Origin of the sequence: Pollutimonas bauzanensis (assembly GCF_040393045.1) — a bacterium.
Lineage (GTDB): Bacteria > Pseudomonadota > Gammaproteobacteria > Burkholderiales > Burkholderiaceae_B > Pollutimonas > Pollutimonas bauzanensis_A.
Genome location: NZ_JBEBUX010000037.1, coordinates 1 through 25,085 on the forward strand (window position 1 = coordinate 1; position 25,085 = coordinate 25,085).

General features: G+C 55.6%; 23 protein-coding genes. 5 read left to right on the plus strand and 18 right to left on the minus strand.

Annotation, left to right across the window (positions count from 1 at the left end):
- The 7 genes from ABWO67_RS07800 to ABWO67_RS07830 form a co-directional block, all read right to left on the minus strand.
- Positions 1-2,094 carry an AsmA family protein gene (locus ABWO67_RS07800; protein ID WP_353149932.1) on the minus strand — a complete coding sequence of 698 codons (2,094 nt, stop codon included), beginning with the start codon at positions 2,092-2,094 and terminating at the stop codon, positions 1-3.
- Between the two features lie 103 nt (positions 2,095-2,197).
- Positions 2,198-3,184 (minus strand): diaminopimelate dehydrogenase, encoded by a 987-nt coding sequence (locus ABWO67_RS07805; RefSeq protein WP_353149935.1) that lies wholly within the window; start codon positions 3,182-3,184, stop codon positions 2,198-2,200.
- 170 nt (positions 3,185-3,354) lie between these two features.
- On the minus strand, positions 3,355-4,950 hold the full coding sequence (gene ahpF / locus ABWO67_RS07810) for an alkyl hydroperoxide reductase subunit F (RefSeq protein ID WP_353149938.1): 1,596 nt from the start codon (positions 4,948-4,950) through the stop codon (positions 3,355-3,357).
- Between the two features lie 110 nt (positions 4,951-5,060).
- Positions 5,061-5,624 (minus strand): alkyl hydroperoxide reductase subunit C, encoded by a 564-nt coding sequence (ahpC, locus tag ABWO67_RS07815; RefSeq protein ID WP_353149941.1) that lies wholly within the window; start codon positions 5,622-5,624, stop codon positions 5,061-5,063.
- Positions 5,625-5,729: 105 nt separating this feature from the next.
- Complete coding sequence (locus ABWO67_RS07820; RefSeq protein WP_353149944.1) at positions 5,730-6,494, minus strand: sulfite exporter TauE/SafE family protein; 765 nt, start codon at positions 6,492-6,494, stop codon at positions 5,730-5,732.
- A gap of 86 nt (positions 6,495-6,580) precedes the next feature.
- Entirely contained in the window at positions 6,581-7,882 is a 1,302-nt protein-coding gene (locus ABWO67_RS07825) for an MFS transporter (protein ID WP_353149947.1), read from the minus strand.
- A gap of 92 nt (positions 7,883-7,974) precedes the next feature.
- Positions 7,975-9,591 carry a GMC family oxidoreductase gene (locus ABWO67_RS07830; RefSeq protein WP_353149950.1) on the minus strand — a complete coding sequence of 539 codons (1,617 nt, stop codon included), beginning with the start codon at positions 9,589-9,591 and terminating at the stop codon, positions 7,975-7,977.
- Positions 9,592-9,735: 144 nt separating this feature from the next.
- Here ABWO67_RS07830 and ABWO67_RS07835 point away from each other — a divergent pair, with 144 nt between their 5' ends.
- Positions 9,736-10,530, plus strand: coding sequence for an IclR family transcriptional regulator (locus ABWO67_RS07835; protein WP_353149952.1), 795 nt, complete (start codon positions 9,736-9,738; stop codon positions 10,528-10,530).
- A gap of 7 nt (positions 10,531-10,537) precedes the next feature.
- Here the strand turns inward: ABWO67_RS07835 and ABWO67_RS07840 are convergent, their stop codons facing one another.
- The 3 genes from ABWO67_RS07840 to ABWO67_RS07850 all read right to left on the minus strand — a co-directional run bounded on the left by ABWO67_RS07840 (position 10,538) and on the right by ABWO67_RS07850 (position 14,002).
- Complete coding sequence (locus ABWO67_RS07840; protein WP_353149955.1) at positions 10,538-11,584, minus strand: extracellular catalytic domain type 1 short-chain-length polyhydroxyalkanoate depolymerase; 1,047 nt, start codon at positions 11,582-11,584, stop codon at positions 10,538-10,540.
- Between the two features lie 109 nt (positions 11,585-11,693).
- Positions 11,694-12,728 (minus strand): NADPH-dependent curcumin/dihydrocurcumin reductase, encoded by a 1,035-nt coding sequence (gene curA, locus ABWO67_RS07845; RefSeq protein WP_353149957.1) that lies wholly within the window; start codon positions 12,726-12,728, stop codon positions 11,694-11,696.
- A 47-nt stretch (positions 12,729-12,775) separates the two neighbouring features.
- Complete coding sequence (locus ABWO67_RS07850) at positions 12,776-14,002, minus strand: CynX/NimT family MFS transporter (RefSeq protein WP_353149960.1); 1,227 nt, start codon at positions 14,000-14,002, stop codon at positions 12,776-12,778.
- 179 nt (positions 14,003-14,181) lie between these two features.
- Between ABWO67_RS07850 and ABWO67_RS07855 the strand changes: the two genes are divergently transcribed.
- Genes ABWO67_RS07855 through purT form a run of 4 tightly spaced genes read left to right on the plus strand, consistent with a single transcriptional unit; the run spans position 14,182 to position 17,051 of the window.
- Entirely contained in the window at positions 14,182-14,787 is a 606-nt protein-coding gene (locus tag ABWO67_RS07855) for a LolA family protein (RefSeq protein ID WP_353149963.1), read from the plus strand.
- A 3-nt stretch (positions 14,788-14,790) separates the two neighbouring features.
- Positions 14,791-15,270: an SRPBCC family protein gene (locus ABWO67_RS07860; protein WP_353149966.1), complete on the plus strand. Its 480-nt coding sequence runs from the start codon at positions 14,791-14,793 to the stop codon at positions 15,268-15,270.
- Positions 15,270-15,788: a sodium:proline symporter gene (locus tag ABWO67_RS07865; RefSeq protein WP_353149969.1), complete on the plus strand. Its 519-nt coding sequence runs from the start codon at positions 15,270-15,272 to the stop codon at positions 15,786-15,788. The genes ABWO67_RS07860 and ABWO67_RS07865 overlap by 1 nt, the downstream gene beginning before the upstream one ends.
- 57 nt (positions 15,789-15,845) lie before the next feature.
- Positions 15,846-17,051 carry a formate-dependent phosphoribosylglycinamide formyltransferase gene (purT, locus tag ABWO67_RS07870; protein WP_353149972.1) on the plus strand — a complete coding sequence of 402 codons (1,206 nt, stop codon included), beginning with the start codon at positions 15,846-15,848 and terminating at the stop codon, positions 17,049-17,051.
- On the opposite strand, the gene queD is transcribed toward purT, so the two are convergent.
- From queD to ABWO67_RS07910, 8 genes are all read right to left on the minus strand, one after another.
- The gene (gene queD, locus ABWO67_RS07875; protein ID WP_353149975.1) at positions 17,052-17,513 is read right to left on the minus strand and encodes a 6-carboxytetrahydropterin synthase QueD; all 462 of its coding nucleotides are present in this window, start codon (positions 17,511-17,513) and stop codon (positions 17,052-17,054) included.
- Positions 17,506-18,216 (minus strand): 7-cyano-7-deazaguanine synthase QueC, encoded by a 711-nt coding sequence (queC, locus tag ABWO67_RS07880; RefSeq protein ID WP_353149978.1) that lies wholly within the window; start codon positions 18,214-18,216, stop codon positions 17,506-17,508. Before queC ends, queD begins: the two co-directional genes overlap by 8 nt.
- A 1-nt stretch (position 18,217) precedes the next feature.
- Positions 18,218-18,850, minus strand: coding sequence for a 7-carboxy-7-deazaguanine synthase (gene queE / locus ABWO67_RS07885; protein WP_353149981.1), 633 nt, complete (start codon positions 18,848-18,850; stop codon positions 18,218-18,220).
- Between the two features lie 206 nt (positions 18,851-19,056).
- Positions 19,057-19,812 carry an SDR family NAD(P)-dependent oxidoreductase gene (locus tag ABWO67_RS07890; protein ID WP_353149984.1) on the minus strand — a complete coding sequence of 252 codons (756 nt, stop codon included), beginning with the start codon at positions 19,810-19,812 and terminating at the stop codon, positions 19,057-19,059.
- Positions 19,813-19,850: 38 nt separating this feature from the next.
- Complete coding sequence (gene kce, locus ABWO67_RS07895) at positions 19,851-20,783, minus strand: 3,5-dioxohexanoate:acetyl-CoA acetone transferase (protein WP_353149987.1); 933 nt, start codon at positions 20,781-20,783, stop codon at positions 19,851-19,853.
- 26 nt (positions 20,784-20,809) lie between these two features.
- On the minus strand, positions 20,810-21,748 hold the full coding sequence (locus ABWO67_RS07900; protein WP_353149990.1) for a 3-hydroxyacyl-CoA dehydrogenase: 939 nt from the start codon (positions 21,746-21,748) through the stop codon (positions 20,810-20,812).
- Between the two features lie 21 nt (positions 21,749-21,769).
- A complete protein-coding gene (locus tag ABWO67_RS07905; RefSeq protein WP_353149993.1) occupies positions 21,770-22,552 on the minus strand; it encodes an SDR family oxidoreductase in 783 nt (260 codons plus the stop codon).
- A gap of 12 nt (positions 22,553-22,564) precedes the next feature.
- Entirely contained in the window at positions 22,565-25,084 is a 2,520-nt protein-coding gene (locus tag ABWO67_RS07910) for a branched-chain amino acid ABC transporter ATP-binding protein/permease (RefSeq protein ID WP_353149996.1), read from the minus strand.
- Position 25,085 lies beyond the last annotated feature (1 nt).

A 25,085-nucleotide genomic window follows, 5' to 3' on the forward strand; every position in this document is an offset into this window, starting at 1 on the left:
TCAAGGCAGGGCTTGGGAGGAAGGCCAGTTAGCCCTGTCATCGTCGGCCTGGCCTTTCTTACTGTTTTTATTATTACTTGATGACTCATCAGCTTTAGAAGATTTAGAAGATTTACCTGCACCATCCCCCAGCGCCGTGCAACCGTCAGAGTCGTTCGTGCCCACATTCAGCAGCGGCAAAAGCGCGGCAAACGGAGTGGCTACGACACCCAACACAACGGCGGCGCCGGCCCTGGCCACCAGCGGCCCCGCCTGTACACCCACGTCGGGCTTTTTGAAAGTGCCTTTTATGTACAGCGGCGAGCGCAAGGTGAAAATCCGCACGGTCTTGTTTGCCGGACGTACATCCAAATCCAGCTTTTCAGTACGAAGATTGACGTCACCCGTTACATCGACGGTGGTATCTTCGGTTTCCAGCTTGAAAACACGTGCTTGCATCAAGCCATTGGTAACGCGGAAATCGGCTGCCACACAATTCAGCATAACTTGCTCATCGCCGAACAGTTTGACCAGCACCATGTTCGCAATATTCAGGCCGGCAGCCTCAAGCAAGAAATGACTGACTGTGCCCTTGCTGACCACGGCCTTCATTTCACCATTTGAATAACCAAGCAGCTCGGCGATTGAACGCCCCTGGCCCTTCAACGTCGCATCGCCATGCAGTTCGCCAAAACTGGCATTCATGCTTTCAGCGCCAGGAAACAGTTTTTTCAACTTCAAATGCCGAGCCGAAGTGACCATGTCAGCCTCGATTTTTTCACTTCGTCCGTTCAACGTGATGACATTGCTCAGCGTGCCCCCGGCAAAACCGAAATTCAACGGCGTCAACGCCAGCACCCTGTCGTCCAGCTTGACATGGGCTTCAATATCGTCGAGCGGCAAGTCCTTGTCGCGCAGTATTTTGACACCCTTGAACTTGACGTCCGCATCCATGGTTCCCCACGCCTTGGTGCTGATGGGGGCAACTGGCAACGCTTTATCAGCCGGCTGCCTGACCTTGTCCTTGTCTTTGCCGCTGGCCTTGACGTCGCTGGTATCAATGCCTATCAAAGGCCCCAGATCCTTGAGTCGAAGCAGCTTGGACTCCACCTCCCCCGTCAGGAGCGAACGCGGTTTGCGCACGTGGTATTCCAAGGTGCCCTCCAGGTCACTTTTCCCGACGCTGCCTTTGAAGTCCTCGTAACGCCACACATCGTTCTCGCCCTCGAGCGAACCGATCAGACGCCCTTCTGTATGATAAGGCGGCGTATTGGGCAGGGCTACCCCTGTCAATGGATACAGGTCGGCCATGCTGTCGCCCGCCAGTTTCAAACGTACGTCCAGCCCAGCCAATTGCTGAGGGCGCGTCACAGAACCCTCGATGCTTATCGCAGTTTCGCCGACTTTCACTTCGCCTTGCAAAGGAAACGGGTCGCTGCCCGACTGTAGCGACAGTATGCCGCCCGACTGGCCGGTACCTTTGATATCCGCATCGTTGTAACTGCCGCTCGCCTTGAAGCCTATGCCATAGCCTTCCTTGCCGACTTCTTCCAGGCTATCCAGTTCGGCATCGAGATCAAGCTTGCTTGCCGCATCCACGACACGTATTCGGGCTTGCGATAATTGCAGCGTCTGCAGGTCGAACTCCCATTTAGAAGGCGCTGACTTATCTGCTCTAGGCTGGGTAAAGGTCCAATTATTGGCGCCTTCGGCGTTGCGGTCCAGATGAACATTGGCCGACTCGATCTTCAAGCGGGGGATTTGTATTGTCTGATTCAGCAATGCAAGAGGATTGACTACGACTTCAAGATTCTTGATATCGGCCATGTTGACGTCAAGCTTGCTGTCTTGCGGATTGCCCACTGTGATTTGCTGGGCCGTTATCTGCGGCATCGGAACCCAACCGCGCCAGCCGCCCTGTTTGGCAGGACCTAGCCATTTAACAGAAAGATCGCCTTCGATAGCTACAGGCCGGCCCGCCAGTTCAGTGGCCTGGCGGTTAATCCAGGGCTTGGCGTAGTTCCAGTTAAAGGTGGCGACCAACAACATCGCCAACACCAATGTCAGGACTACGCCCAGACATGCCCACAAGATTATTTTTATGTAGCGCGGCACGCGTGCTCCTTGCTGTGTTTGTCGCCTTGGCGACAGCAACTAACGTGCCTATTGTAGAAGCATCGGCGACACAACAATGATACTAAACACTACCGCGCGAACATTACAAAAGCGCTTTGCGCAGGTCTGCCGCGGTCTTGGGTGACAATAGCCCTGGCGCCACATCGAATACCGTTTTGGCCCCGATGCTGCCTTGCTGGTTCAACCTGAACGCGGCCCGCGCATAAGCGACCAGAACACTGGAAGTGAACTCGGGATTGCTGTCTAGCTTCAGCGAATACTCGACCACTTGCGCCGTTCCTGCACCGGTAGTTCCACTGCGAATGACAAAACCGCCATGAGGCATAGCGGAATGATCCCGTTTCAATTCGTCTTCAGTGATAAAGCTGACAGTAGTGTCGTAATCGGCAAAATAATCAGGCATGGTCACGATGGCTTGCTTGACCGTTGCGGCATCGGCGTCCGCCTCAAGAACCACATAACAATCACGCGTATGTTTTTCGCGTGTCGATAAAATGGGAAGTTCGCCGCTGCGTACGCGCTCTACCGCATCAGGCACGGGTATCGTATATTGCACGGCCCCTTTCACGCCTGGAACACGACGAATGGCATCGGAATGGCCCTGGCTAAGCCCTTTGCCCCAGAATGTGTAGGTAGCGCCCTGCGGCAGAACAGCCTCGCCAAAAAGACGGTTTATCGAAAACAGGCCAGGATCCCAGCCCACTGAAATCAGTGCGGTATTGCCGTTGGGTTCGGCGGCCTGGTTTACCGCCTGAAAATATTCAGGAATTTTCGCGTGGGTATCGAAGCTGTCTACCGTATTGAACATGGCAGCCAGGGCTGGCCCTTGCTCGGGGAGGTCGTTTTTAGAGCCGCCGCAAAGAATCAGCACGTCGATATCGTTCTGAAATTCGCCGATGGCGGCCAGCGAACGCACCTGCACAGCAGGATTCAACGGCTTCACGCTGGCCGGATCCCGGCGGGAGAACACCCCTACGAGCTCCATATCGGCATTCTGCGCAACCGCCGCTTCGACGCCACGCCCCAGGTTTCCGTATCCGGCAATACCGATTCTGATTTTTGTACCCATGAAATTACACACCTTGTAGTTTAGGAATTCATATCAGCGATTGTAGCCGGGTGACATACGCCCATTGGCAGTAATCATGCAGCGCCATAGGCACGACATATCTGCCAGAATGTACTAGGCGGCCACTGGCTGGAAGAATCCAGCCAGTGGCCGCCACTCACTACTTAATTTCAGGCTACTGCCGCGTCGACAGTTTCGTTCTGGTACTCGTCCTCGGTTACCGAATTGCGGATCAGGTGATCGAAGGCGCTAAGCGCGGCCTTGGCGCCGTCACCGGCAGCGATCACGATCTGCTTGTAAGGCACGGTAGTGACGTCGCCGGCGGCAAATACGCCTGGAAGCGATGTTTGCCCCTTGGCATCGATTTCGATTTCGCCGTGGCGCGACAACGCCAGAGTGCCTTTCAGCCATTCAGTATTAGGCACCAACCCAATCTGAACGAATACGCCTTCCAGCTCGACATGACGGATTTCATCCGATACGCGGTCTTTGTATGACAAGCCATTGACCTTCTTGCCATCGCCATGGATCTCGGTGGTTTGGGCCGACATAATGACCGTCACGTTGGGCATGCTGAGCAGTTTGCGCTGCAATACCGCATCGGCGCGCAGCGTGTCGCCGAATTCGATCAGGGTAACGTGCTTGACCAGGCCGGCCAGGTCGATTGCTGCCTCGACACCCGAGTTGCCGCCACCGATTACCGCAACACGCTTGCCCTTGAACAACGGACCATCGCAGTGCGGGCAATAGGCCACGCCATTGTTGCGATATTCACGCTCGCCCGGCACATTGATTTCACGCCAGCGGGCACCCGTCGAGAGAATCACGGTTTTGCTTTTCAGAACGCCGCCATTCGCCAGCTTGACCTCGATCAGCTTGCCCGGTGTAAGGGACGTTGCCTGTTGCAGGTTCATGATGTCGACGTCGTAAGCCTTGACGTGTTCTTCCAGCGCCGCAGCAAACTTTGGCCCATCAGTTTCCTTGACCGAGATAAAGTTTTCTATGGCCATGGTGTCAAGCACCTGGCCGCCGAAACGTTCTGCCACGACGCCGGTACGAATGCCTTTACGCGCGGCATATACCGCGGCAGCCGCACCAGCCGGCCCGCCGCCGACGATCAATACGTCATAGGCATCTTTGGCGCTGAGTTCTTCCGCCTTGCGGCTGGAAGCGCCCGTGTCCAGTTTGGACAGGATTTCTTCAACGCTGGAACGGCCTTGCCCGAACACTTCACCATTCATGTACATGGTGGGCACCGACATAATCTGACGTTCGTCAACTTCGCTTTGGTACAAAGCGCCATCAATTGCCACATGCTGAATGCGTGGATTGATGATGGACATCACGTTCAATGCCTGGACGACGTCGGGACAATTCTGGCAAGACAGGGAAAAATAGGTTTCAAACTTGTAGTCGCCATCCAGATTGCGTATCTGCTCGATGACGGCCTCATCCAGTTTGATGGGATGACCACCAACCTGCAGCAAAGCCAACACAAGCGACGTAAATTCGTGGCCCATGGGAATGCCGGCGAAACGCACGCTAATGTCCGTACCGCTGCGATTGATGCTGAAAGAAGGTTTGCGTTCGTCGCTGTCGTTACGTTCTGTTAGCGTGATGCGATCCGACATCAGTTCGATTTCCTGCAGCAGTGCGCGCAGTTCCTGCGATTTGGCACTGTCGTCTAGGCAGGCCACGATCTCGATAGGAAGCGAGATCATTTCCATATAGGATTTCAACTGAGTTTTAAGGTTTGCATCTAACATAGCGTATCGAGCCTTCATGATAAGAGGATTCAGGGGTACCGCGCCCGCGGCTCTTGGCCAGGGCGCGGCGGGTACATAACTTACCTGCTTACCGCAAGCGGGTTACGACCTTAGATCTTGCCTACGAGGTCCAGCGAAGGGGTCAAAGTCTTGGCGCCCTCTTCCCATTTGGCGGGGCAAACTTCACCGGGGTGAGCAGCGATGTACTGAGCTGCCTTCACCTTACGCAGCAGTTCGGAAGCGACGCGGCCGATGCCGTTGTCATGCACTTCCATAACCTTGATCTGGCCTTCAGGGTTCACAACGAACGTACCGCGCAGCGCCATGCCTTCTTCTTCGATCAGCACTTCGAAGTTGCGTGCCAATACGTGGGTGGGATCGGCGATCATGGGGTAGGTCACTTTACCGATGGCGTCGGAAGTGTCATGCCATGCTTTGTGCGAGAAATGCGTATCGGTCGACACGCTGTAGATTTCAACACCGGCTTTTTGGAATTCGGAATATTGTTCAGCCAAGTCTTCCAGTTCAGTTGGGCAAACGAAAGTGAAATCGGCAGGGTAGAAAACAAAGACCGACCATTTACCAGCGACGGATTCGTTGCTGACATCGACGAACTTGCCGTTGTGGAATGCAGTTGCTTTAAAAGGTTTGATTTGCGTATTGATCAGGGACATTGTGTTTTCCTTTAAGTGGTTGAAAACTGAACACAACGTCAGTATAGGACATAACTATCATTTTTCATAATTGATAGTTTTTATATACCCCATTGCTTTTACCTATCAGACGATATTGAGCGCTGCGGGGATGATTAGACCTATACCCATCAATACCAGCATGACAAAGGCAATACGTCGCATGGTCTCTTGAGAGAACGGAGGCGGATAGCGCCGCCCTGCCATCGTGGCGATGGCAGCCACCGGGATAAAGAGTGCGCTCATGATCAGCACACCCGAACTCAACTGGCCTTGCCAGCCCACGAACAGAGTACGCGTGCCGGACATCACGGCAAACAACAAAATCAAGTAGCTGCGGATTTGCGGCAAGCTCATAGGTTGCCTGTAGAACTGGAAAATCAGTGGGGGCCCGGGTATACCGAACATACCTCCGATGACGCCTCCCAGGATGCCGAACGAAAAAAAACTGGCTGGCCGGGACAGCTGCTTCAAGGGCGTGGGCCGCCAAGCGAAATTCATACCGCCGTAGATCACAACGACACCCAGGAGCATCTGTACGACATCTGCGGCGGCAGCGCTAAGATAGTCCAGCAAAAGCACCCCCAGAATACTGGAGGGCAGCACGCCCAATATCACCACCCGGGCAATCCGCCAGTCCAGATGATACATATTGCCTTTCAGGGCCACCGCGCTGTTGACGAGCTGCACCAAGCAGATGATGGTAGCCAGGTCAGCCACCGATGCGAGCCCCATGCCATTTGCCAGGGCCATGATGATCATGGCCAGCCCAAAGCCGGTGACAGTATTGAAGTAGACGCCGACAATGACAACGCAAGCAAACGGTATAAGAATGGAGAGTTCAGGAATCATAAGCCAGCTAATGTACAACAGGGAATAGACCACAATTGAATCGCCGCCCTGCGCAAACAGGGCGGCGAACTTTCCATTTTACAGGCTTAACCTACCGTACTCAGGCTGGTTCTTACGTATTTTCGACCTATTGTTGCCGCACTGATCGCGGAAATGATGCCGACCACAACGACATAACCAACGATGTACCATGGTTGCCCGCCGTTTGCATGCAGCAACGCGGTGGCGATCATGGGCGTGATGCCCGAGGCGAAGATACCGGAAAACTGATACACGAAGGAAATCCCGGTGTAGCGCACATCTGTATCGAACAACTCGCAAAACAATGCAGCTTCAGGGCCATATACCGATGCGTAAAAGATACCGAACGGAATAACGATAGAAAGCCAGACCACCATCAGGTTTTCACTATGGGTAGTGATTAGCCAAAAAGCCGGAATAGCTGAAAACGCCGTGATCAGGGAGCCCCAGAAATAAACCCTGGTGCGACCCAACTTGTCCGATAGCGCGCCAAAATAGGGTATGAAAAAGCACATCACCACCGCGGACGCCATCACCCCCGTCAATGCTTCGGTACGAGTCAAATCCAGATTCTGGGTTAGATAGCTGATAATGAATACGCCGAAAATGTTAAAGAAAACACCATCGATATAACGAGCGCCCATTCCCTTGAGAATATTCATGGGGTATTTCTTGATCATATCGACAAACGGAATCCGGCTTTCCGCATTGCGCGCTTTCACAGCCTCAAACTCGGGGCTCTCTTTAATGGTCAAACGGATATACATTCCCACGAAAACCAATAATGCGGACAGCAAAAACGCGATACGCCAGCCCCAATCGTAAAACTGCTCGTTGGTGAATACTGCCGACAACAGCGCCACGACACCCGAAGCCAGGCACAGGCCCGTCGCCAAACCTACCTGAGGCCAAGATGCGTAGAAACCCTTTTTATTTTTAGGCGCATATTCATAAGCCATCAAGACAGCACCGCCCCACTCGCCCCCCAGACCTATGCCTTGAAGCACACGGCAAAACAGCAATAACAACGGCGCCCAGATGCCGATGCTGTCATAGGAAGGAATAAGGCCGATGGCGAATGTCGAGACGCCCATAATCATCAGCGTGATGACCAGCATGCTTTTTCGGCCGACTTTATCGCCAAAATGCCCGAAGATGACTCCGCCCAATGGGCGCGCAACGAACCCTACCGCAAATGTGGCGTATGCCAGCAGTGTACCGATATAAGCGTCTTCGCTAGGGAAATAAAGCGTATTGAAGACGAGCCCTGCGATGACGCCATAAAGAAAAAAGTCATACCACTCTATCGTCGCCCCGATCACCGACGCGATCACCACACGCCGGACTGTCTTTTCATCTGCTGCCATTGTCTGTCTCCTGTCTGGATTTGGATGGCCTATGGCCTATCCGTTAGATTTTCTATTTTTTCTTGCACCCTCTGAACAAACTGCCACTGCTATCAACCCGCCTGCCTGGCGTCCTCCAAAATAAACTCGGAAGCCCTTTCAGCCACCATCACGATAGGTACATTCGTATTGCCTGATACCAGGGTCGGCATAATCGATGCATCCACCACCCTCAATCCGTGGACGCCATGCACCCTCAGACGCTCATCGACCACCGCCAGCGCGTCGGACGCCAGCCCCATCCGGGCCGTGCCCGAAGGATGAAAAATGGTGGCGCCATATTCCCGGCAGAAATGCAGAATTTCGTCATCGGTATTCACATCCTGGCCTGGCCTGTGCTCCCGTTTCATCAAGCTTTTCATTGGTTCAGTGGCGGCAATCCGCCGGGCGAACCTGACCCCGGCAACCGCGGTGCGGCGGTCCAGATCAGTCGATAGATAGTTCGGCTGCATCGAAGGCGCCTCAAATGGGTCAGCCGACTTGATACGCACATATCCGCGTGATTCCGGCCGCAACTGGCAAACGGAATAGGTACAGCCCGAAAAATCGTGGACATTACCCCCAGCCATGTCAGCCGACAATGTGCCAAAGTGAAATTGAATATCCGGCGTTTTGGACTCTTCAGGTAGCGCCTTGCAGAATATTGCCCCCTGATTGATGCCAATAGCCAGCGGCCCACCTCGAAACAGAGCCCACTGCAAGCCCATCTTGGCCTTGCCCCAGAAACTGCGTAACTGATCGTTATTGGTGATGGGCTTGGTCACTTCGTAAATCAGCCGAAGCTGCAAATGATCTTGCAGGTTTTCCCCCACGCCCGCCAGATGTTTGATGACCGGAATGCCAAACTGCTGCAATAGCGACGAAGGCCCGATGCCCGACAGTTGCAACAACTGCGGGGACTGCAGGGCGCCGGCAGAAAGGATGACCTCTTTATTGGCCTTGATCGTCAGCAGGCGCCCCTCGCGTTTATAAGCGACGCCCACAGCGCGCTGACCTTCCATCAGGATTTTGGTCGCTTGCGCATTGGTTTCAATCCGCAGATTGGGACGACCCCGAGCTGGGTTCAAGTACGCCACCGCGGTCGAGCAGCGCTTGCCTTTGTGCGTCGTCAGTTGGTAATAGCCCGCGCCCTCCTGATCGCCCGTATTGAAATCCGAAACACGCGCAACGCCATTATTCTCGGCCGAGCCGATAAAAGCCTCTACCAGTTCATGCTTGGTTTTGATCGATGTCGCATGCAAAGGCCCTTCAGTGCCCCGGGTTGGACCTGAACCCAAATCATTGCTTTCGAGCTTGCGGAAATAAGGCAGGCACTGTTCCCAACTCCAGCCCTTATTGCCTTGCTGGCCCCACGCGTCGTAATCTTCCTTTTGCCCACGAACATAAATCAGTCCATTAATGGAACTGGACCCCCCCAGGGTTTTGCCGCGAGGCCAATAGATTTTGCGTCCCAGCATATTGGGATCCGGATCTGTATAGAAACCCCAGTTCAGCTTTGTGTTGAACATGGTTTTGCCATACCCGATAGGAATGTGAATCCAAATATTCTTGTCGGGTGGACCGGCCTCTAGAAGGCAAACGGAATACTTGCCGTTCTCGCTCAAGCGATTTGCCAGGACACACCCCGCAGAACCGGCGCCAACCACCACATAATCCACAGTTTCTGACATTGTCACCAACCCTATTGCCTTATTGTTGTCATTTTTCGATGGGGAAAGTCTGGGCTGTTTGCTTCGTTTGAACTATAGGGTTAGCCCTAAACAGTTCATTAGTGGAACATAATGTGTCATTATCGTTTCATCTTGATCAACATCATGGACAAACTGAGAGACAGTATGGAGGAGCAATCATCCCGGCACTTGCGTGTACTGCAAGTCCTGGAGCAGTTAGCCAATGCCAGCTATCCGCAAACCCTGGCGCAGCTGACGCAACGAACCGGCCTGCCTAAAACAACCTTAATGCGCATGCTCAATACGCTGGAGCAAATGGCATATGTCAGTAAGCTGCCTGGCGCAGCGGGATACACGCCGGGGCCGCGGGCCAACCATCTTGCGTTATCGGTGATCAGGACGCCGCATTTCTTACGTGCCTGCCGGGCGGTGCTTGGCAAGCTGGTCGTGATTACCGGGGAATCATGCAATCTGACCGCGCTATCGGGCGATGCCGTGCAATATCTGGCGCGCGTGGAAACCACGGAAATCCTTCGGCTGCAACTTCACCTTGAGATAGGCGTCCACGTTCCCTTGCATTGCACCGCCAGCGGCAAACTGTTCCTGGCATGCCTGCCGCTGCGCCAGCAAAAGCAGATACTGGATCGTATCGAGCTTGCGGCGCTTACCCCCCGAACCATCACGCAACGCGAAGCACTGGTTGCCGAACTCGACCGGATCCGCTCGCAAAGCATGGGGATAGATAACGAAGAGTTTGTACAAGGCATGGTGGCCGTGTCAGTACCGGTTCTAGATGCCCAGGACAACGTGATTGCCGCCGTTGCTTGCCACGCGCCCACCGCACGCATCTCCCTGTCGCGTCTGGCTGAATTCGCCCCCGCCATGCGCCGGGCCGCCACGGAAATGTCTGCTGTTTTCCTGGAAACCGGGCAACCGTAATGGCAGCTTATGGGGCGCGCCGATGGTTGACAAAAAACTGCCAGATCAACAAGCTGGCTTTAGGGCCTTCCCTGGCATTGAATTTCAACTTATCGTCGCCGCCGCTCCAGCCATGGCCTATGGCTTTGATCAGGCATAGGCGCACCATCACTTTGCGCCCCATCAGGAAATCCTCACGCTGGTACTCCCTATGGGTACCCGCCGCCATGACGACCGCCTTGCCCAAGGGATAAACCGGCAGGCCGCCATTCCCAATCGGCACCGCCCAGTTCACATGCACGAACTGTTGCGCCAACTGGCGGGCGTTACGCGGCGCCACGAGATGGTCGCGCAGGCCATGCAAGATGAGCGCCGGCATTCCAGCAAAGCCATTCCTGTTATCTATCAACGGATCAACCAAGCTGGCAGGGTCTTGCAGGGTGCCGCGCCGCATGACCCGCATTCCTCCGCCAGGGGTGTGCGCCTCGCCCAGAACCGCGCCAGAATGCATGGCCACCGCCGCAAAAAGCTGCGGGTGCCGCAAGACCACCAGCCCGGCCATACCTGCGCCGGCAGACAAGCCCGCGACGTAAATTCGGCCTGCATCCAGCTTGTAGCGTTTGACAACGGTACGAACAAGGTCGGCGATGGCATCGGCCTCGGCAAAACCGTGGGCCGCATCAGGCTGAAACCAGCGCCAGCAACGCAGGGCCTGCACGCGCTTGGTTTGCTGAGGATAAAGCACCGCGAACCCTTTACCGTCGGCCAGGCGATTCATGCGCGAGCCCATCGCCATCTCGTGCGCAGTTTGCTGGCAGCCGTGCAACATCACCACCAACGGCAGGCCTTGCATCGAACCACCGACGGGCCTATATAAGCTGTAAGCCAGCCGCCCCAATAATTCGGTTCGGGAGGGCGCAACCTTGTGTATCAGGTTTTGCCATAAGCCAGCACCGGTACTGACGGCCACGGGCGGTAGAGCCAGGGGTGTTCTGGCCTTGACCGCTTTTTTCTTAGGTCGTTTTACATGCGGCGCGCTCGCAAGCTTGAATGCCTGCCGCTGTAAGCGCGCCATTTTCTTTGCCGTGGAAAAAAACAAATTACTCAGCTTTTTTGCCATACGTCCCGTCTCGCGAACTCAGCGACCTATTTGCATAGCGGCCCATCTCGCAAATTGTCGAGACTTAATCCGCGCCGACTCGTATGACCAGCTTGCCGAAGTTCTTGCCCTGCATCAGTCCGATGAACGCCTGCGGTGCATTTTCCAGCCCTTCCACCATGTCTTCCCGGTACTTGATTTGGCCCGAAGCAATCCATGCAGCCATATCGCGGGCGAACTCGTCGTAGCGCGGCGCATAGTCGTCGAAAATAATAAAGCCCTGAATTTTCAGCCGCTTGGTCAATACCGTACGCATCAGCAACGCCAGGCGATCCGGACCTTGCGGTTGTTCAGTCGCGTTGTAGAACGAGATCAAGCCGCATACAGGGATGCGGGCCGAGGTATTCAGCAAAGGCAAAACAGCGTCGAAAACCTTGCCGCCTACGTTTTCATAATAGATATCGATGCCATTGGGGCAGGCCTTGGCCAGTTGCTCGGCGAAATCCGCCGCCTTGTGGTCGAGGCAGGCGTCAAAGCCCAGTTCTTCAACCGCATAACGGCATTTTTCAGGGCCGCCAGCTACGCCTACTACGCGGCAACCTTTGATTTTGCCGATCTGCCCCACCGTCGCGCCAACGGGGCCTGTGCAAGCCGCAACCACCAAGGTTTCACCCGCCTTGGGTTGACCGATATCCAGCAAGCCCATATAGGCCGTGAATCCAGGCATGCCAAGTATGCCTAATGCATAGGAAGGGTGATCCGGCTTGTCGCCCAAGCGAGTCAGGCCCGCGCCGGTCGAAACGGCGTAGTCTTGCCAGCCTCCTTGCGCCAGGACCCAGTCGCCCACGGCATAGTCGGAATGACGCGATGCAACAACGCGGCTGACTGTTCCCGCCCCCATCACCGCATCGACCTCCACCGGCGCCGCGTAGGATGGCGCATCGCTCATGCGGCCACGCATATAGGGATCCAGCGAAAGGTACACGCTGCGCAGCAATACTTCGCCGTCTTTAGGCTCGGGAACAGGCACCTCTTCCAGGCGAAAGTTGCCTGCCGTCGGCAAGCCGTGCGGACGGGACGCCAGAACGATGCGGCGATTGATGCTTTTCGATTGTGTCATAGTCATATTCCTTTGTTGTCATGACTGGATCATGCCCGTTTTACGCGCTAATCCGGCCTATGGGAGCTTACCAGGATGGCTCGCCCCGCTCCCCAACCATTAATAGCAGTAGCCATGCCAAGGAAAGCAAATAGCCATCCGGCAGCGGCGTAGCCACCCGTTATGCTGTGCAGGACGCCAATCAGCAATGGCCCGAACGCCGCCAGCACATAGCCCACGCCCTGAGCCATTCCTGACAACTGCGCCGCAACCAGGGAGTCTGGAGAACGCAGCACAATAACCGTCATGGCCATGGCAAACAGGCCTCCCTGGCCTATGCCTTGCAAAACCGCCCAGACCCATACCGTCGACAAGGGCGCAAACACCAAGCCCGCCAGCGCAACAGCAGCCAGCAGGGCAAGCCCCGCATTAAACAAGGATTGATTTCTACACCTGACCGCCAGCGGGGGAACCAGCAGGCAGGTAACCACCTGAAGCAGAATGGAGACCGACAGCACATATCCCGCCTCGACGCCATCCATCCCGCGATCCCGGAGGATCGGCGCCATCCAACCCATAACGCAATATGCCAGGGCCGACTGCAACCCCATGAAAAAGGTAACTTGCCATGCCAGGGGATCGCGCCACAAACTGCCGGGGCGCTGCGCCGCCCGTCCCGCCCCCGGTTTACTGCGCAAGGCTTGGGGCGCCCAGATCACGGCAACCAGTGCGGCAGGCAGCGCCCATATTCCCAGGCCAACCGACCAGGACTCATCGAAAAAATGCACAAGGGGCAAGGTAAAGGCCGCAGCCGATGCGGCGCCACCGCACAATGCCATTGTGTAGAGTCCCGTCATCAAGGCGGCATGCTTGGGAAAATCGCGTTTGACTACGCTGGGCAAGAGCACGTTGCCGGTAGCGATAGCCGCGCCGGCCATTGTTGTTCCGATAAACAGCGAGTACATGTCGCCCATGCCTCGCAACGCCGTACCTGCTGTCAACAACAGCAACATGATCAGTAAAGTGCGCTCAGGCCCTATACGCCGCGATACCCGAGGAGCGAATGGCGCAAATAATCCCAGGCACAAGACCGGCAGCGTGGTCAGATACCCGGCGCCCGACGACGTCAGGCTGGTTTGCTGCAAGACCTCGGGCAGCAATACCGACAAGCTGGAAAACAGCGGCCGCAAATTGAAGGCAATTAACATCAGGCTCAAGCCCAGCAATAGCTGGGTTGCGCGGCTTGTGCCGGTTTCTGCAGTGGCGCCGCGGGCGCAAGTTTCAGCAGTGTTCATGAAGCCATTTTGGTTATGGTGCTGTCAGACAATATCCGGAGCCCTTATCATAGCCGGGTAAGCGGGCCGGCACCACGCCCGACGGTGCTAAGATAAGCGGCACAGGATCTTCTCGGCTGCTCTGTAAAAAATCGGAGCGTCATTCTGGATGTCGAATCATCATGTTCGGAGAACTTTTGATGGTCTCGCTACTTATATCCGGCTCTGCCCATCCTATCCAGAGCGCGATCGAGCATTATCAAAACATTACCTCGTATCAAATGCAGATACGCACGACCAGCAACAACGACACCAGCCTGTTTCTTTATTATTTCAAAAAGCCTGGGTTTGTCAGGGTCGAACTGCAACAGCCCTTCAAAGGCGCCGTATTGATTTACGACCCAGTCAAAAAGCAAGCCAAACTATGGCCTTTCGGCCGTCACAGCTTGCCAGGCCTTGCCCTGAGTCCAGGCAACCGCTTGATCAAAAGCCCTTCCGGTCAACAGATAGACCAGTCTGATGTCGGCACGCTTTATCAAAATACCAAATCACTACAAGACCATGGAAAAACGGACGTGCTTGGCCTCGAAAACATCGATGGCAAGGAAACCGTGCACCTTGTCGTCGAAGGTGACAACGGTTTTTCAATTGCCTCCGTACACCGCTATGAACTATGGCTGAACCCGGAGACCGGCTTCCCGGTAAGGGTAGTAAGCTACAACGCCGCAGGCGAACTGATGGAAACCGTCGACATGGAGGCGCTTGAACTGAACCCCGATTTCCCCAATGACTTCTTCGATCAATAAGCCATGGCAGAATTCCGCTTCATCACGATCTGGCGCATCGAAGCGCCGCTATCTCAAGTCTCGGACGCCATCTTCTCATGTCATGAATGGCCCTTGTGGTGGAAAAACGTGGAGAAAGTCGATGAAATCAACCCCGGCGATCCGGACGGCATCGGCGGACTATGGCGCTTTACCTGGAAGGGCCAGCTTCCGTATCGATTGACCTTCGATATTTGCGTGGTCCGAGCCGAGCCGCTCAAGCTCCTGGAAGGGTTGGCAAGCGGAGAGCTCGAAGGTGTCGGCTGTTGGCATTTTTATTATGAGGCGCCCGCAACCATAGTGCGTTACGAATGGCATGTACGCACCACCAGGGGATGGATGAATCTACTGGCGCCTGTTGCCAAGCCCCTGTTCGCCTGGAACCATAATCAAGTCATGCGGCAAGGCGCAGAAGGGCTTGCCCTGCGCCTGAATACTCGTCTGCTCGGCCTGACGCATTGTTAATGCGTATGCATAAACGGCACAACGGCAACCCGCAGGCTTCATTGAATTGGTGTGCAGCCATTGCTTCGGGAATGATCGCAGGATGCGTTGCCACCATCGCGCAAATTGTTCTGTGGTGGCTTTTCCTGGACGGCGCGCTGCCCGAAATCTTGTACCGGGATGCGCGCCTGGCGGCAGCAATTGTGCTGGGCCCAGAGGCGCTACCGCCTCCCGCCACGTTCGACGTGAAGATCATGCTTGTTGCCACGCTACTTCATTTCGCGCTTTCCATCACCTACAGCGTGATACTGGCCAACATCCTGCTCTACTGGAATGTAAAACGTTCGCTACTTGCGGGCATTTTTTACGGCCTGGCTTTATACGGCATCAATATGTATGGATTCACCCTGGCATTTCCGTGGTTTTCGTTAACGCGCGACTGGATCACACTGGCCGCGCATGTTGTGTTTGGCTGCGTGGCGGCCGGCGGATATACCGTATTGGACAACAGGGTTATTAGCGCGATCTGGCGCCAGTAGGCACCCCGCCCTCCACCCTTTACAATCCATACTTTCATTTGGCACAGAGAGTCTTATATGACCGCTATCGGAACCCCTCTTTCCCCCTCTGCGACGAAGGTAATGTTGCTTGGCTCTGGCGAGCTCGGCAAGGAAGTCCTGATAGCGCTGCAACGGCTGGGCGTCGAAACCATCGCCGTAGACCGCTATGCCAATGCGCCTGGCCATCAAGTCGCCCATCATGCACACACCATCACCATGAGCGACCCCGCGCAGCTCAAGGCGCTGATCGAGGCTGAAAGGCCCGACATCGTGGTGCCCGAGATCGAAGCCATTGCCACACCCGTACTCGAAGCCCTTGAAGCCGCCGGTGTCGTGCGCGTCATACCAACGGCACGTGCTGCGCGCCTGACCATGGACCGTGAAGGCATACGCCGCCTGGCAGCCGAAACGCTGGGCTTGCCCACCAGCCCCTACCAGTTCTGCGATTCGCTTGATGAACTGCGGGCAGCCATCGCCAATGGCATTGGCTATCCTTGCATCATCAAACCCGTCATGAGCAGTTCCGGCATGGGCCAAAGCAAACTGGACGGCCCCGACGATTTACAAGCCGCGTGGGACTACGCCATGACTGGCGGCCGGGTCAGCCATGGCCGCATCATCGTCGAAGGCTTTGTCGATTTCGACTACGAAATCACGCTGCTGACCGTACGCGCGCTTGGCGCCGACGGCCAAGTCGAAACTCAGTTCTGCGAACCCATAGGCCACACGCAAGTAGCGGGCGACTATGTTGAAAGCTGGCAGCCGCACCCAATGTCTTCGGCCGCACTGGCAAATGCGCAACGCGTTGCGCGGGCAGTAACGGACAACTTGGGCGGGCAAGGCATATTCGGGGTGGAACTATTCGTTAAAGGCGACGAGGTCTGGTTCAGCGAAGTCAGCCCGCGTCCCCACGATACTGGCATGGTCACCATGATTACCCAGTGGCAAAACGAATTCGAACTGCATGCACGAGCCATTTTGGGGCTGCCCGTCAGCACCAAGCTCAAGAGCCCGGGCGCCAGCGCCGTCATCTACGGGGGGGTCGATGCAGATGATGTGGTGTTCGAAGGCGTGAGCAAAGCGTTGCAGGTACCACAAACCGAATTGCGCTTGTTTGGGAAGCCAGCAAGCTTCACCAACCGCCGCATGGGCGTAGCCCTGGCTTATGACAGCGATGTCGATGTGGCGCGCAAGCGGGCGAACGAGGCCGCGCAGTGCGTGAAGGCGCGCCGGCCCGCCTAATCAGCCAGCAGCTGGCGACGTTGCAACGACGTCGACCCAGCAGTTGGGCGTTTCATACAACCTTACACGGCTAAGGTGCAGGTTGCCGCCGAACTGGCTCGCGTACTGCGGGGCCAGCGTATCAAAGGCCAGATGCGCCAGGTTTTCCGCAGTTGGAATGCTGTCGATAAGCACGGTTTTGTGATTATCGAGCGATGCAAGAAAATCCACGACCGCCGTATCGCCTTTAAAAACCAGAAAGGCATGGTCCCACTGATCGACAATGTACTTCTTGGCTATGGATTTGATTTCCGAAAAATCCATCACCATGCCATTGTCGGATGACCCCGGTGCGGCGATCACATCGCCCTCAAGGGTAATTTCCAATACATAACGGTGACCGTGCAGGTTCCTGCACTGGCTGCGATGATCGGGGATGCGATGTCCGGCATCGAACTCCAGCTTCCTGGTGATACTAGTCATGGGAGGCCTCGATACTGGCGGTAAATTCTTGGTAGCCCCGGGCACGCAGTTCACATGCAGGACAAGTGCCGCAACCATATCCCCAATCGTACCGAATCGACCGATCGCCCAGATAGCAGGTATGCGTGTGTTCCTGGGTCAGGGCAATCAGTTTCTGCCCTCCGACTTCCCCCGCCAAACGCCATGTGGCAGCCTTATCCAGCCACATAAGCGGTGTTTCAATACGGAAATGCTGATCCATGCCCAGGTTCAATGCCAGTTGCAGCGCTTGCATCGTGTTGTCGCGGCAGTCGGGATAGCCGGAATAATCCGTCTCGCACATCCCCCCGATCAAGACAGTGATATCGCGTCGATACGCTAACGCCGCGGCATAAGTCAGAAAAAGCAGGTTCCTGCCGGGAACAAAAGTGTTGGGCAAACCGTTGCTGGCAAATGCGATTTCTTTTTCGGCAGTCAAGGCGCAATCCGACAGCTGCGCAAGCAAGCTCAAATCCAGCACATGATCATCGCCCAGGCGGCTCGACCATTCAGGAAACTGGTTTTTCATTTCCTGGCGTACTGTCAGGCGGCATTCCATTTCAACCATATGGCGCTGGCCATAATCGAAACCCACGGTTTCAACATGCGAGTAGCGGGCCAAGGCCCAGGCCAGGCAGGCGGTTGAGTCCTGACCGCCGGAAAAAAGTACTAATGCGCGCGACATACTATCGAATTCCAATTAATTTGTGTGTTTGAACGCTAAGGCGCCAACGAGGGTGGGCCAGGCAGTAAGCAATCGCTGCCTCAGTATTGGCAGCCTGATCGGGGCCATCCATAGGCTGCAGCCAAAACTCGTCAAACGGCAAATGTTCCATATCGGCCGGATCCATGCCTGGCTGCGGGAAAACCAGCTTAAGCTCCTGCCCCTGGCGAACTATCCATTCCGTTCCTGCCTTGGGGCTGGTGCACAACCAATCAATGCCTGCCGGCGGCTGCACCGTGCCATTAGTTTCAACGGCGATCTCGAACCCCCGGTCATGCAGCGCATCGATCAGGGCCGCATCCAACTGCAACAGCGGTTCACCACCGGTGAACACCACGAAACGATGCTGTTTCTGCCCGCCCCATGTTGCCTGGATCAAGTCCGCCAACTGCTCAGCTGTCTTGTACTTGCCGCCCAGAGTGCCGTCAGTACCGACAAAGTCGGTATCGCAAAACCGACATTGCGCTGTGCTGCGATCTTCCTCGCGGCCCGACCACAGGTTGCAGCCGGCGAATCGGCAAAACACCGCGGGACGGCCCGCCTGCGCGCCCTCGCCCTGCAGGGTAAGGAATATTTCTTTAACTGAGTAGGTCACAAGTACTTTACCTTTTCAATCAAAATGGACGGCGATTCATTTTGATTCAAGTGCTGGACGCTGGGCAGCCCCGCAAAAACAGCGGGGCCTTGCATCGGGTTTAAATAAAGGTGGAAGTGGCAAGCGTGCGAATGCCGGCTTGCATTGGTTACCCGTATTGTATTTCATTGGCCGCGCGACCGAAAAACGGCCCAGCCAGGCTGGCGTTACATGGACGTCGACAAGCCGCCATCAACCGCCAGTATTTGCCCTGAAACAAACTGCGACTCTTTCGCCGCAAAGAAGACTAGAGCCGAAGCAATATCGTCGGGCAGGCCCCACTTCTTCTGTGGCACCCGGCTCTGCAACCAAGTAGTGAATTCGGCATCGTCCCACAGTTTCCTGGTCAGTTCTGTTTTGATATAGCCCGGGGCAATGGCATTGACCGTAATACCGGAGTCGGCCAGCTCGACGGCCCACTGCCTGACCAGCCCATGAAGCGCCGACTTGGCAGCGGTATAGGCCGTGATCTCTTTGCGGCCCAAAATCGCTGTTATCGACCCGGTAAAAATGATGCGGCCATACTGCTGCTTTGCCATGACGGACGCCACGTGCCTGCCTAGCGCCCACTGCGAAGTCAGGTTGGCAAACACTACGCGCTCGAAGTCTGACAAAGGGAATTGCAATAGCTTTTCCCTGTGCTGGACGCCCGCATTGGAAAAGAAAATATCAATTTTCCCTACCAAGCCAAGCACATCATCGATCGCCTGTATGCCCTGATCAATATCCGTAATGTCGAAAGGCAGCGCAAGGGCTGCTATACCCTGCGCGCCAAGTTCATGCTTTACCTGTTCAAGCCTGGCCGAATCCCGACCGTTGATGATAACGGTTGCACCCTGACGCCCCAACGCCTGCGCCGCCGCCAACCCGATACCGCGTGATGATCCCGTTACCAATGCTACCTGACCCGACAAGTCGAACATGCAAAGCCCCTATTTTTGTACCAGCCGTTAATGTGTACCTAGAAATTGACCTTGTCCGCGCCTTTCAGATGCAGAATGGCGCGGGCTTCATCAGGCGTTGCCACTTCCAGATTCAGCGCCTCGAGAATAATGCGTATGCGGCTGACCTGTTCCGCATTGGAGGACGCCAATTGCCCCGGGCCTATCCACAGCGAATCTTCGAGCCCGACACGCACGTTCGACCCCATGGCTGCGCCCATTGTCGCCAAGGGTATCTGGTTGCGGCCAGCCCCCAAAATGGACCACTGGTAATTATCTCCAAAAAGGCGGTCGGCCGTACGGCGCATATGCATCAAGTCTTCAGGGTTGGGGCCTATGCCGCCCAGAATGCCGAACACCGACTGTATGAATGGCGGGCTTTGCACCAGCCCGCGGTCCATGAAATGCGCCAGGTTGTACAAATGACTGATGTCATAGCACTCGAACTCGAAACGCGTGCCGTTTTCACTGCCTTTGCGCAGAATGGCTTCGATATCTTTATAGGTATTCTTGAAAATGAGGTCGCGGCTATTTTCCAGATGCTCGCGCTCCCATTCGTGCTCGAAGGTCTTGAAGCGATCGAGCATAGGGAATAGCCCGAAGTTCATTGAACCCATATTCAAGGAAGCCACTTCAGGCTTAAAGGTCATGGCGGGACGCATGCGTTCCTCAACCGTCATATGCGGACTGCCGCCGGTAGTGATATTGACCACGGCATTAGTGCTGGCCTTGATCTTTTCGAGAAACGGCCGAAACAGTTCTGGGTCCTGGGACGGCTTGCCATCCTTGGGATCGCGCGCATGCAAATGCAAAATCGCGGCGCCGGCGTTCGCGGCGGCGATAGCGGCTTCGGCGATTTCATCCGCCGTCACCGGCAGATACTTGGACATGCTGGGCGTATGGATCGCCCCGGTCACTGCGCAGGTAATAATTACTTTTTTCTTGCTAGCCATGGTGATGTGATCCTTGTCTTAGTCAATTAATTCGCGTCATTCGATTCAGATACGCTCTTGTGCAACAGCAGTCCCATAAGACGTTCGTCGCGCCATAAGCGGCGCTTCAATAATTCGTCCTTCGATAACAAAGCGCGGCGTTGCGCCTCTACTGTCGCCACCAATTCGTCGCTCCAGCTATCGGTCGATACCTGCTCTTGCGATATCGACTGATACATGCCGCCGTATCGATTGCAGTAGTCCTGCAAACCGTCCGGCGCATTGAGATCTATGGTTTCAAACGGCCCCATGAATGACCAGCGCAAGCCGAGCCCGTCTTTTACGGTAACGTCCAGGTCTTCGACACTAATGCAGCCGCTCTGCACCAGACGGAAGGCCTCGCGCAACAAAGCCCCCTGCAAGCGGTTCAACACAAAGCCTTCTACTTCCTTATGCACCGTAACCGGCTTCTGGCCAACGCTTTGCATGATTTCCCGCGCTTTTTCTATGGCCGCCGGTTCGGTCCAGGGTGCACCACACAACTCAACCACTGGAATAAGATAAGGCGGATTCACCGGATGCGCGACCAGACAGCGATGCCGCCCTGGCAGGTCTTCGGTAAAGGCCGAAGCCGGAATGCTGGACGTGGAGCTTGCCAGGATGGTCGCGGGCGCGCACAGCGCATCCATCTGCTGGTAAATGCTTTTCTTGACATCGATACGTTCGGGCAGGTTTTCTTGCACATAGTCCACGCCCGTCAATGCCTGCTTCAGGGTGGCAGTAGCTTGAATACGGGCCATGGCTGCCGACGCGCCAACCAGCAGCCCTTTACTTTCAAGCTGCTGCATCTGCCCGGCGATCAGGCCCATGGCACGCGCCAAGGCATCCTGGTCGCCATCCCAAAGCTGAACCTCGCATCCGCCTCGCGCAAAAACAATGGCCCATGCCTGGCCTATCAGTCCCGCGCCAATCACCGCAATTTTCATAAGTTCCTCGAATCCGCTGCGTTAGACCAAAGCCTGGGTATGTCCATCGACAACCAGGGCTTGCCCGCTTACATTGCCAGCCGCGCCGCTGGCAGAGAACAACGCCATATTGGCAATGTCGCGCGCCGTTACCATGCGCCCAAGCGATGCTTGTTGCTCATACAAATCGGCAACCGCTTGTACCGGCTTGCCCAAGGTTTCCGCCTTGGCAGCAATGACCGCACGTATGCGCGGGCCCTCCACTGCGCCGGGCAAGATCGCATTGACACGCACACCGAACTTGCCCAGTTCGATAGCCAATGATTTGGTAAATCCAACAACCGCCCATTTAGATGCCGAATAGGCAGACCTGCCGGCAAAGCCCAGATGGCCCGCGGCAGACGACAAATTGATCATGACACCCGCCGAAGACTTCTTGAGCAAGGGAACCGCTAACCGGGCGCATAAGAACTGGCCTGTAATATTGACGGCTAGCGTCTTGTCCCAGTCGGCTTTGGAAAGCGTTTCGACATAGCCGGTAGGCCCGGCAATGCCCGCATTATTCACCAGCACATCCAGCCCGCCTAGATCTTGCTCTACCTGTTTGAACAGCGTAGCGACACTGGCTTCGTCGGACACATCGGCGATCGCGATATGCACCGACGGGCACTCCGCCTTCGCGGCATCCAGCAATGTCTGGTTGATATCGCAAATGAAGACGTCCGCCCCCGCTTCGCTGAAAACCTTGGCCATTTCCAACCCCAGGCCGCTGGCTCCCGCGGTAATGAGGACCTTCTTGCCGTTCATGCTTACACCATCAAACATACAACCTCCGTGTTAAACCCAAAGTTTTTCTTTTCGGAAATCCAGATCAACCAACAAATCATGGGCGCGGCCGTGATGCGATACCTTCCCGCGATCAAGCACCAGTGCCGTGTCAGCGATCGCCAGCGCCAAATCCAAATTGTGATCCACGACCAGTATCGTCATACGCGATTTCAATTTAAGTATGGCATTGAATACTTCCTCGGTCATTGCCGGTGACAGGCCTTCGAAAGGCTCGTCCAGCAACAACACCTCGACATGGCCGACAAGCGCGCGTGCAATCGCCACCATCTGCTGCTCGCCTCCCGAAAGCAGCGTGGCATCAATGTTGTATCGTTCTTTAAGGCGAGGAAAGACATTGAATATCTCCTCATCGGACCATCCGTTGGAGCCCACCGCCGAACGCTTCAAGCGCCCCAACATCAAGTTGTCTTTGACCGTCAAGCCCGAAAACAGGCGTCGGCCCTGCGGCACAAACGCGATGCCGACGCGCGCCATGGCTTCTGGGATGGGCGACGTAATAGTCTTTCCCGCTATCTCGATAGAGCCCGCCCCCATGCGCGCCAAACCCAGCATGCTCTTGAGCAAAGTGGACTTGCCAGCCCCATTTCTTCCGAGCACGGCAATCACTTCCCCTTTGCGCGCATCAAATGAAATTGCCGACAAAATATGGCTTTTCCCATAATAGGCATCCAGTCCCGAAACGCGCACGGCGACTTCGTCCGACAGATCAGTCGCCTGCACTTTGGCCGCCAGCGCTTCGCTGCCAGAACCAATATAGATCTCGCGCACTTGCGGGTCGTCCCGAACAACACTGGCGTCGCCTTCTATAAGTACCGCCCCTTGATTCATCACGGTGATTTTGTCGGCCATAGAGAAAACACGATCGACATCATGTTCAACCAGCAAAACGCCGATACGATCACCCAGCCTGCGTATCAACTTGCCAATGCGGTCCCGTTCGGCCGCCGCCAAGCCAGCCAACGGTTCATCGAGCAACAGAATTTGCGGCGCAGCACCCAAGGCCAGCCCCATGTCGACGACCCGCTGCCCGCCATAAGACAAGTCTTCGGCAATCGCTGTTTCCATCCCCTGAACGCCCAAGTACTTGACGAGCTCGTCGGTTTGAGACTGCGTTACGGGCAGTGCATCCAGCCGTTTCCAAAGGGAAAAACGATGCTCGTCGCGACTCAGGACCGACAAGCACAGATTCTCGCGGACAGTCAGCCCCTTGAACAGATTGGTAATCTGGAAAGAACGGGCGACCCCGCTGGCGCAGGTTTCTTCCGGACTGGCATGGATAAGATTCTTTGAGCCGAATGTCAACGACCCTTTATCAGCCGAGAACGCGCCGGATATCAGATTGAATAAAGACGTTTTCCCGGCGCCATTCGGTCCGATAAGCGCATGCACCCCCAACCCGGCAACTTCCAGGTCCACCTGGTTAACCGCCTTGATGCCGCCAAAGTGTTTACTGATGTTTTCGCAGCGCAATACTGCCGAGCCTGGGCGTTCTAGAAAGGCAGGGAAAAAATCCTGGTCTTTCACGACCACGCGATTGCCCATCGCGGCATTGGTCGTTTTTTCCGGCACGACCAGCCGGATCAGCTTGGACCAGATGCCAGTCAGGCCCTCTGGCGTGACCAGGATGAAAAAGATGAAGATGAGCCCGAAATACAATAGCCAATTGGGCGTGAGCATCGACAGATATTCGCGAAACAGAATATAAAACAGCGCCCCGAATATCGGGCCGCTAAAGCTGCGCATACCGCCAATCAGCACAATCGCCAGCAATTCGCCGGAGAACGCCAAAGACATGCTTTCCGCCGACGCGATGCGGTGGTTCAACACGGACAAGCTGCCCGCCAAGCCGGCAATCATGGCAGACAAGGTAAATGCCAGCAGTTTATAAGCGTGGACGTTAAAGCCGATAAACCTGGTGCGCACCTCGTTTTCACGAATGGCCGTCAACACCTTGCCGAACGGCGACTCGGTCATGCGCAACAGGAATGCCACCACAACGAAAGCAATTACGGCGACAAATACATAAAAATTTTGCGAAGCGTCGAGGTCTATGCCCAAGACGGAGCGCCGCTCAATACCGCCCAGCCCGTTCTCGCCGCCGGTTAACGCTGTCCACCGATAAGCCACGGCAAAACACAAAGCGCCGAAAGCAAGCGTCAGCAAGGAAAAATAGACGCCGCGGCGACGCAATACCAGCAAACCAATGATGGCGCCCACTACAGCCATCAGGACAATGACCAGGGCCAGCGGAACCAAGGTGGACTGGGGGAAATAATTCAATTGCAGAAGCCCGAAGGCATAGGCGCCGATCCCGAACCAGGCTCCATGGCCGAATGACACCAGGCCGGTATAGCCGAGCAGCACATTGACCGCCAACCCCGCCATGGCCAGCACAACGCACTCTACTGCGGTGCTGTAAGTAAGCCCGCCCCATTGCAAGATGAAAGGCAACAGGATCAAACCCAAGGCAATCAACGCCAGATTCTTCATTTCATGTGTCGACATCATG

Excerpts from the sequence above, each read along its gene's own strand:
- ABWO67_RS07850 (WP_353149960.1), bottom strand. The coding sequence starts at position 14,002 with ATGAACACTGCTGAAACTTGCGCCCGCGGCGCCACTGCAGAAACCGGC.
- ABWO67_RS07825 (WP_353149947.1), bottom strand. The coding sequence starts at position 7,882 with ATGGCAGCAGATGAAAAGACAGTCCGGCGTGTGGTGATCGCGTCGGTG.
- ABWO67_RS07910 (WP_353149996.1), bottom strand. The coding sequence starts at position 25,084 with ATGATGTCGACACATGAAATGAAGAATCTGGCGTTGATTGCCTTGGGT.
- queD (WP_353149975.1), bottom strand. The coding sequence starts at position 17,513 with ATGACTAGTATCACCAGGAAGCTGGAGTTCGATGCCGGACATCGCATC.
- ABWO67_RS07890 (WP_353149984.1), bottom strand. The coding sequence starts at position 19,812 with ATGTTCGACTTGTCGGGTCAGGTAGCATTGGTAACGGGATCATCACGC.
- ABWO67_RS07830 (WP_353149950.1), bottom strand. The coding sequence starts at position 9,591 with ATGTCAGAAACTGTGGATTATGTGGTGGTTGGCGCCGGTTCTGCGGGG.
- ABWO67_RS07865 (WP_353149969.1), top strand. The coding sequence starts at position 15,270 with ATGCGTATGCATAAACGGCACAACGGCAACCCGCAGGCTTCATTGAAT.
- ABWO67_RS07855 (WP_353149963.1), top strand. The coding sequence starts at position 14,182 with ATGGTCTCGCTACTTATATCCGGCTCTGCCCATCCTATCCAGAGCGCG.
- queC (WP_353149978.1), bottom strand. The coding sequence starts at position 18,216 with ATGTCGCGCGCATTAGTACTTTTTTCCGGCGGTCAGGACTCAACCGCC.
- ABWO67_RS07835 (WP_353149952.1), top strand. The coding sequence starts at position 9,736 with ATGGACAAACTGAGAGACAGTATGGAGGAGCAATCATCCCGGCACTTG.
- kce (WP_353149987.1), bottom strand. The coding sequence starts at position 20,783 with ATGGCTAGCAAGAAAAAAGTAATTATTACCTGCGCAGTGACCGGGGCG.
- ABWO67_RS07820 (WP_353149944.1), bottom strand. The coding sequence starts at position 6,494 with ATGATTCCTGAACTCTCCATTCTTATACCGTTTGCTTGCGTTGTCATT.
- ahpF (WP_353149938.1), bottom strand. The coding sequence starts at position 4,950 with ATGTTAGATGCAAACCTTAAAACTCAGTTGAAATCCTATATGGAAATG.
- ABWO67_RS07860 (WP_353149966.1), top strand. The coding sequence starts at position 14,791 with ATGGCAGAATTCCGCTTCATCACGATCTGGCGCATCGAAGCGCCGCTA.
- purT (WP_353149972.1), top strand. The coding sequence starts at position 15,846 with ATGACCGCTATCGGAACCCCTCTTTCCCCCTCTGCGACGAAGGTAATG.
- ahpC (WP_353149941.1), bottom strand. The coding sequence starts at position 5,624 with ATGTCCCTGATCAATACGCAAATCAAACCTTTTAAAGCAACTGCATTC.
- ABWO67_RS07840 (WP_353149955.1), bottom strand. The coding sequence starts at position 11,584 with ATGGCGCGCTTACAGCGGCAGGCATTCAAGCTTGCGAGCGCGCCGCAT.
- ABWO67_RS07805 (WP_353149935.1), bottom strand. The coding sequence starts at position 3,184 with ATGGGTACAAAAATCAGAATCGGTATTGCCGGATACGGAAACCTGGGG.
- ABWO67_RS07900 (WP_353149990.1), bottom strand. The coding sequence starts at position 21,748 with ATGAAAATTGCGGTGATTGGCGCGGGACTGATAGGCCAGGCATGGGCC.
- curA (WP_353149957.1), bottom strand. The coding sequence starts at position 12,728 with ATGACACAATCGAAAAGCATCAATCGCCGCATCGTTCTGGCGTCCCGT.
- ABWO67_RS07905 (WP_353149993.1), bottom strand. The coding sequence starts at position 22,552 with ATGTTTGATGGTGTAAGCATGAACGGCAAGAAGGTCCTCATTACCGCG.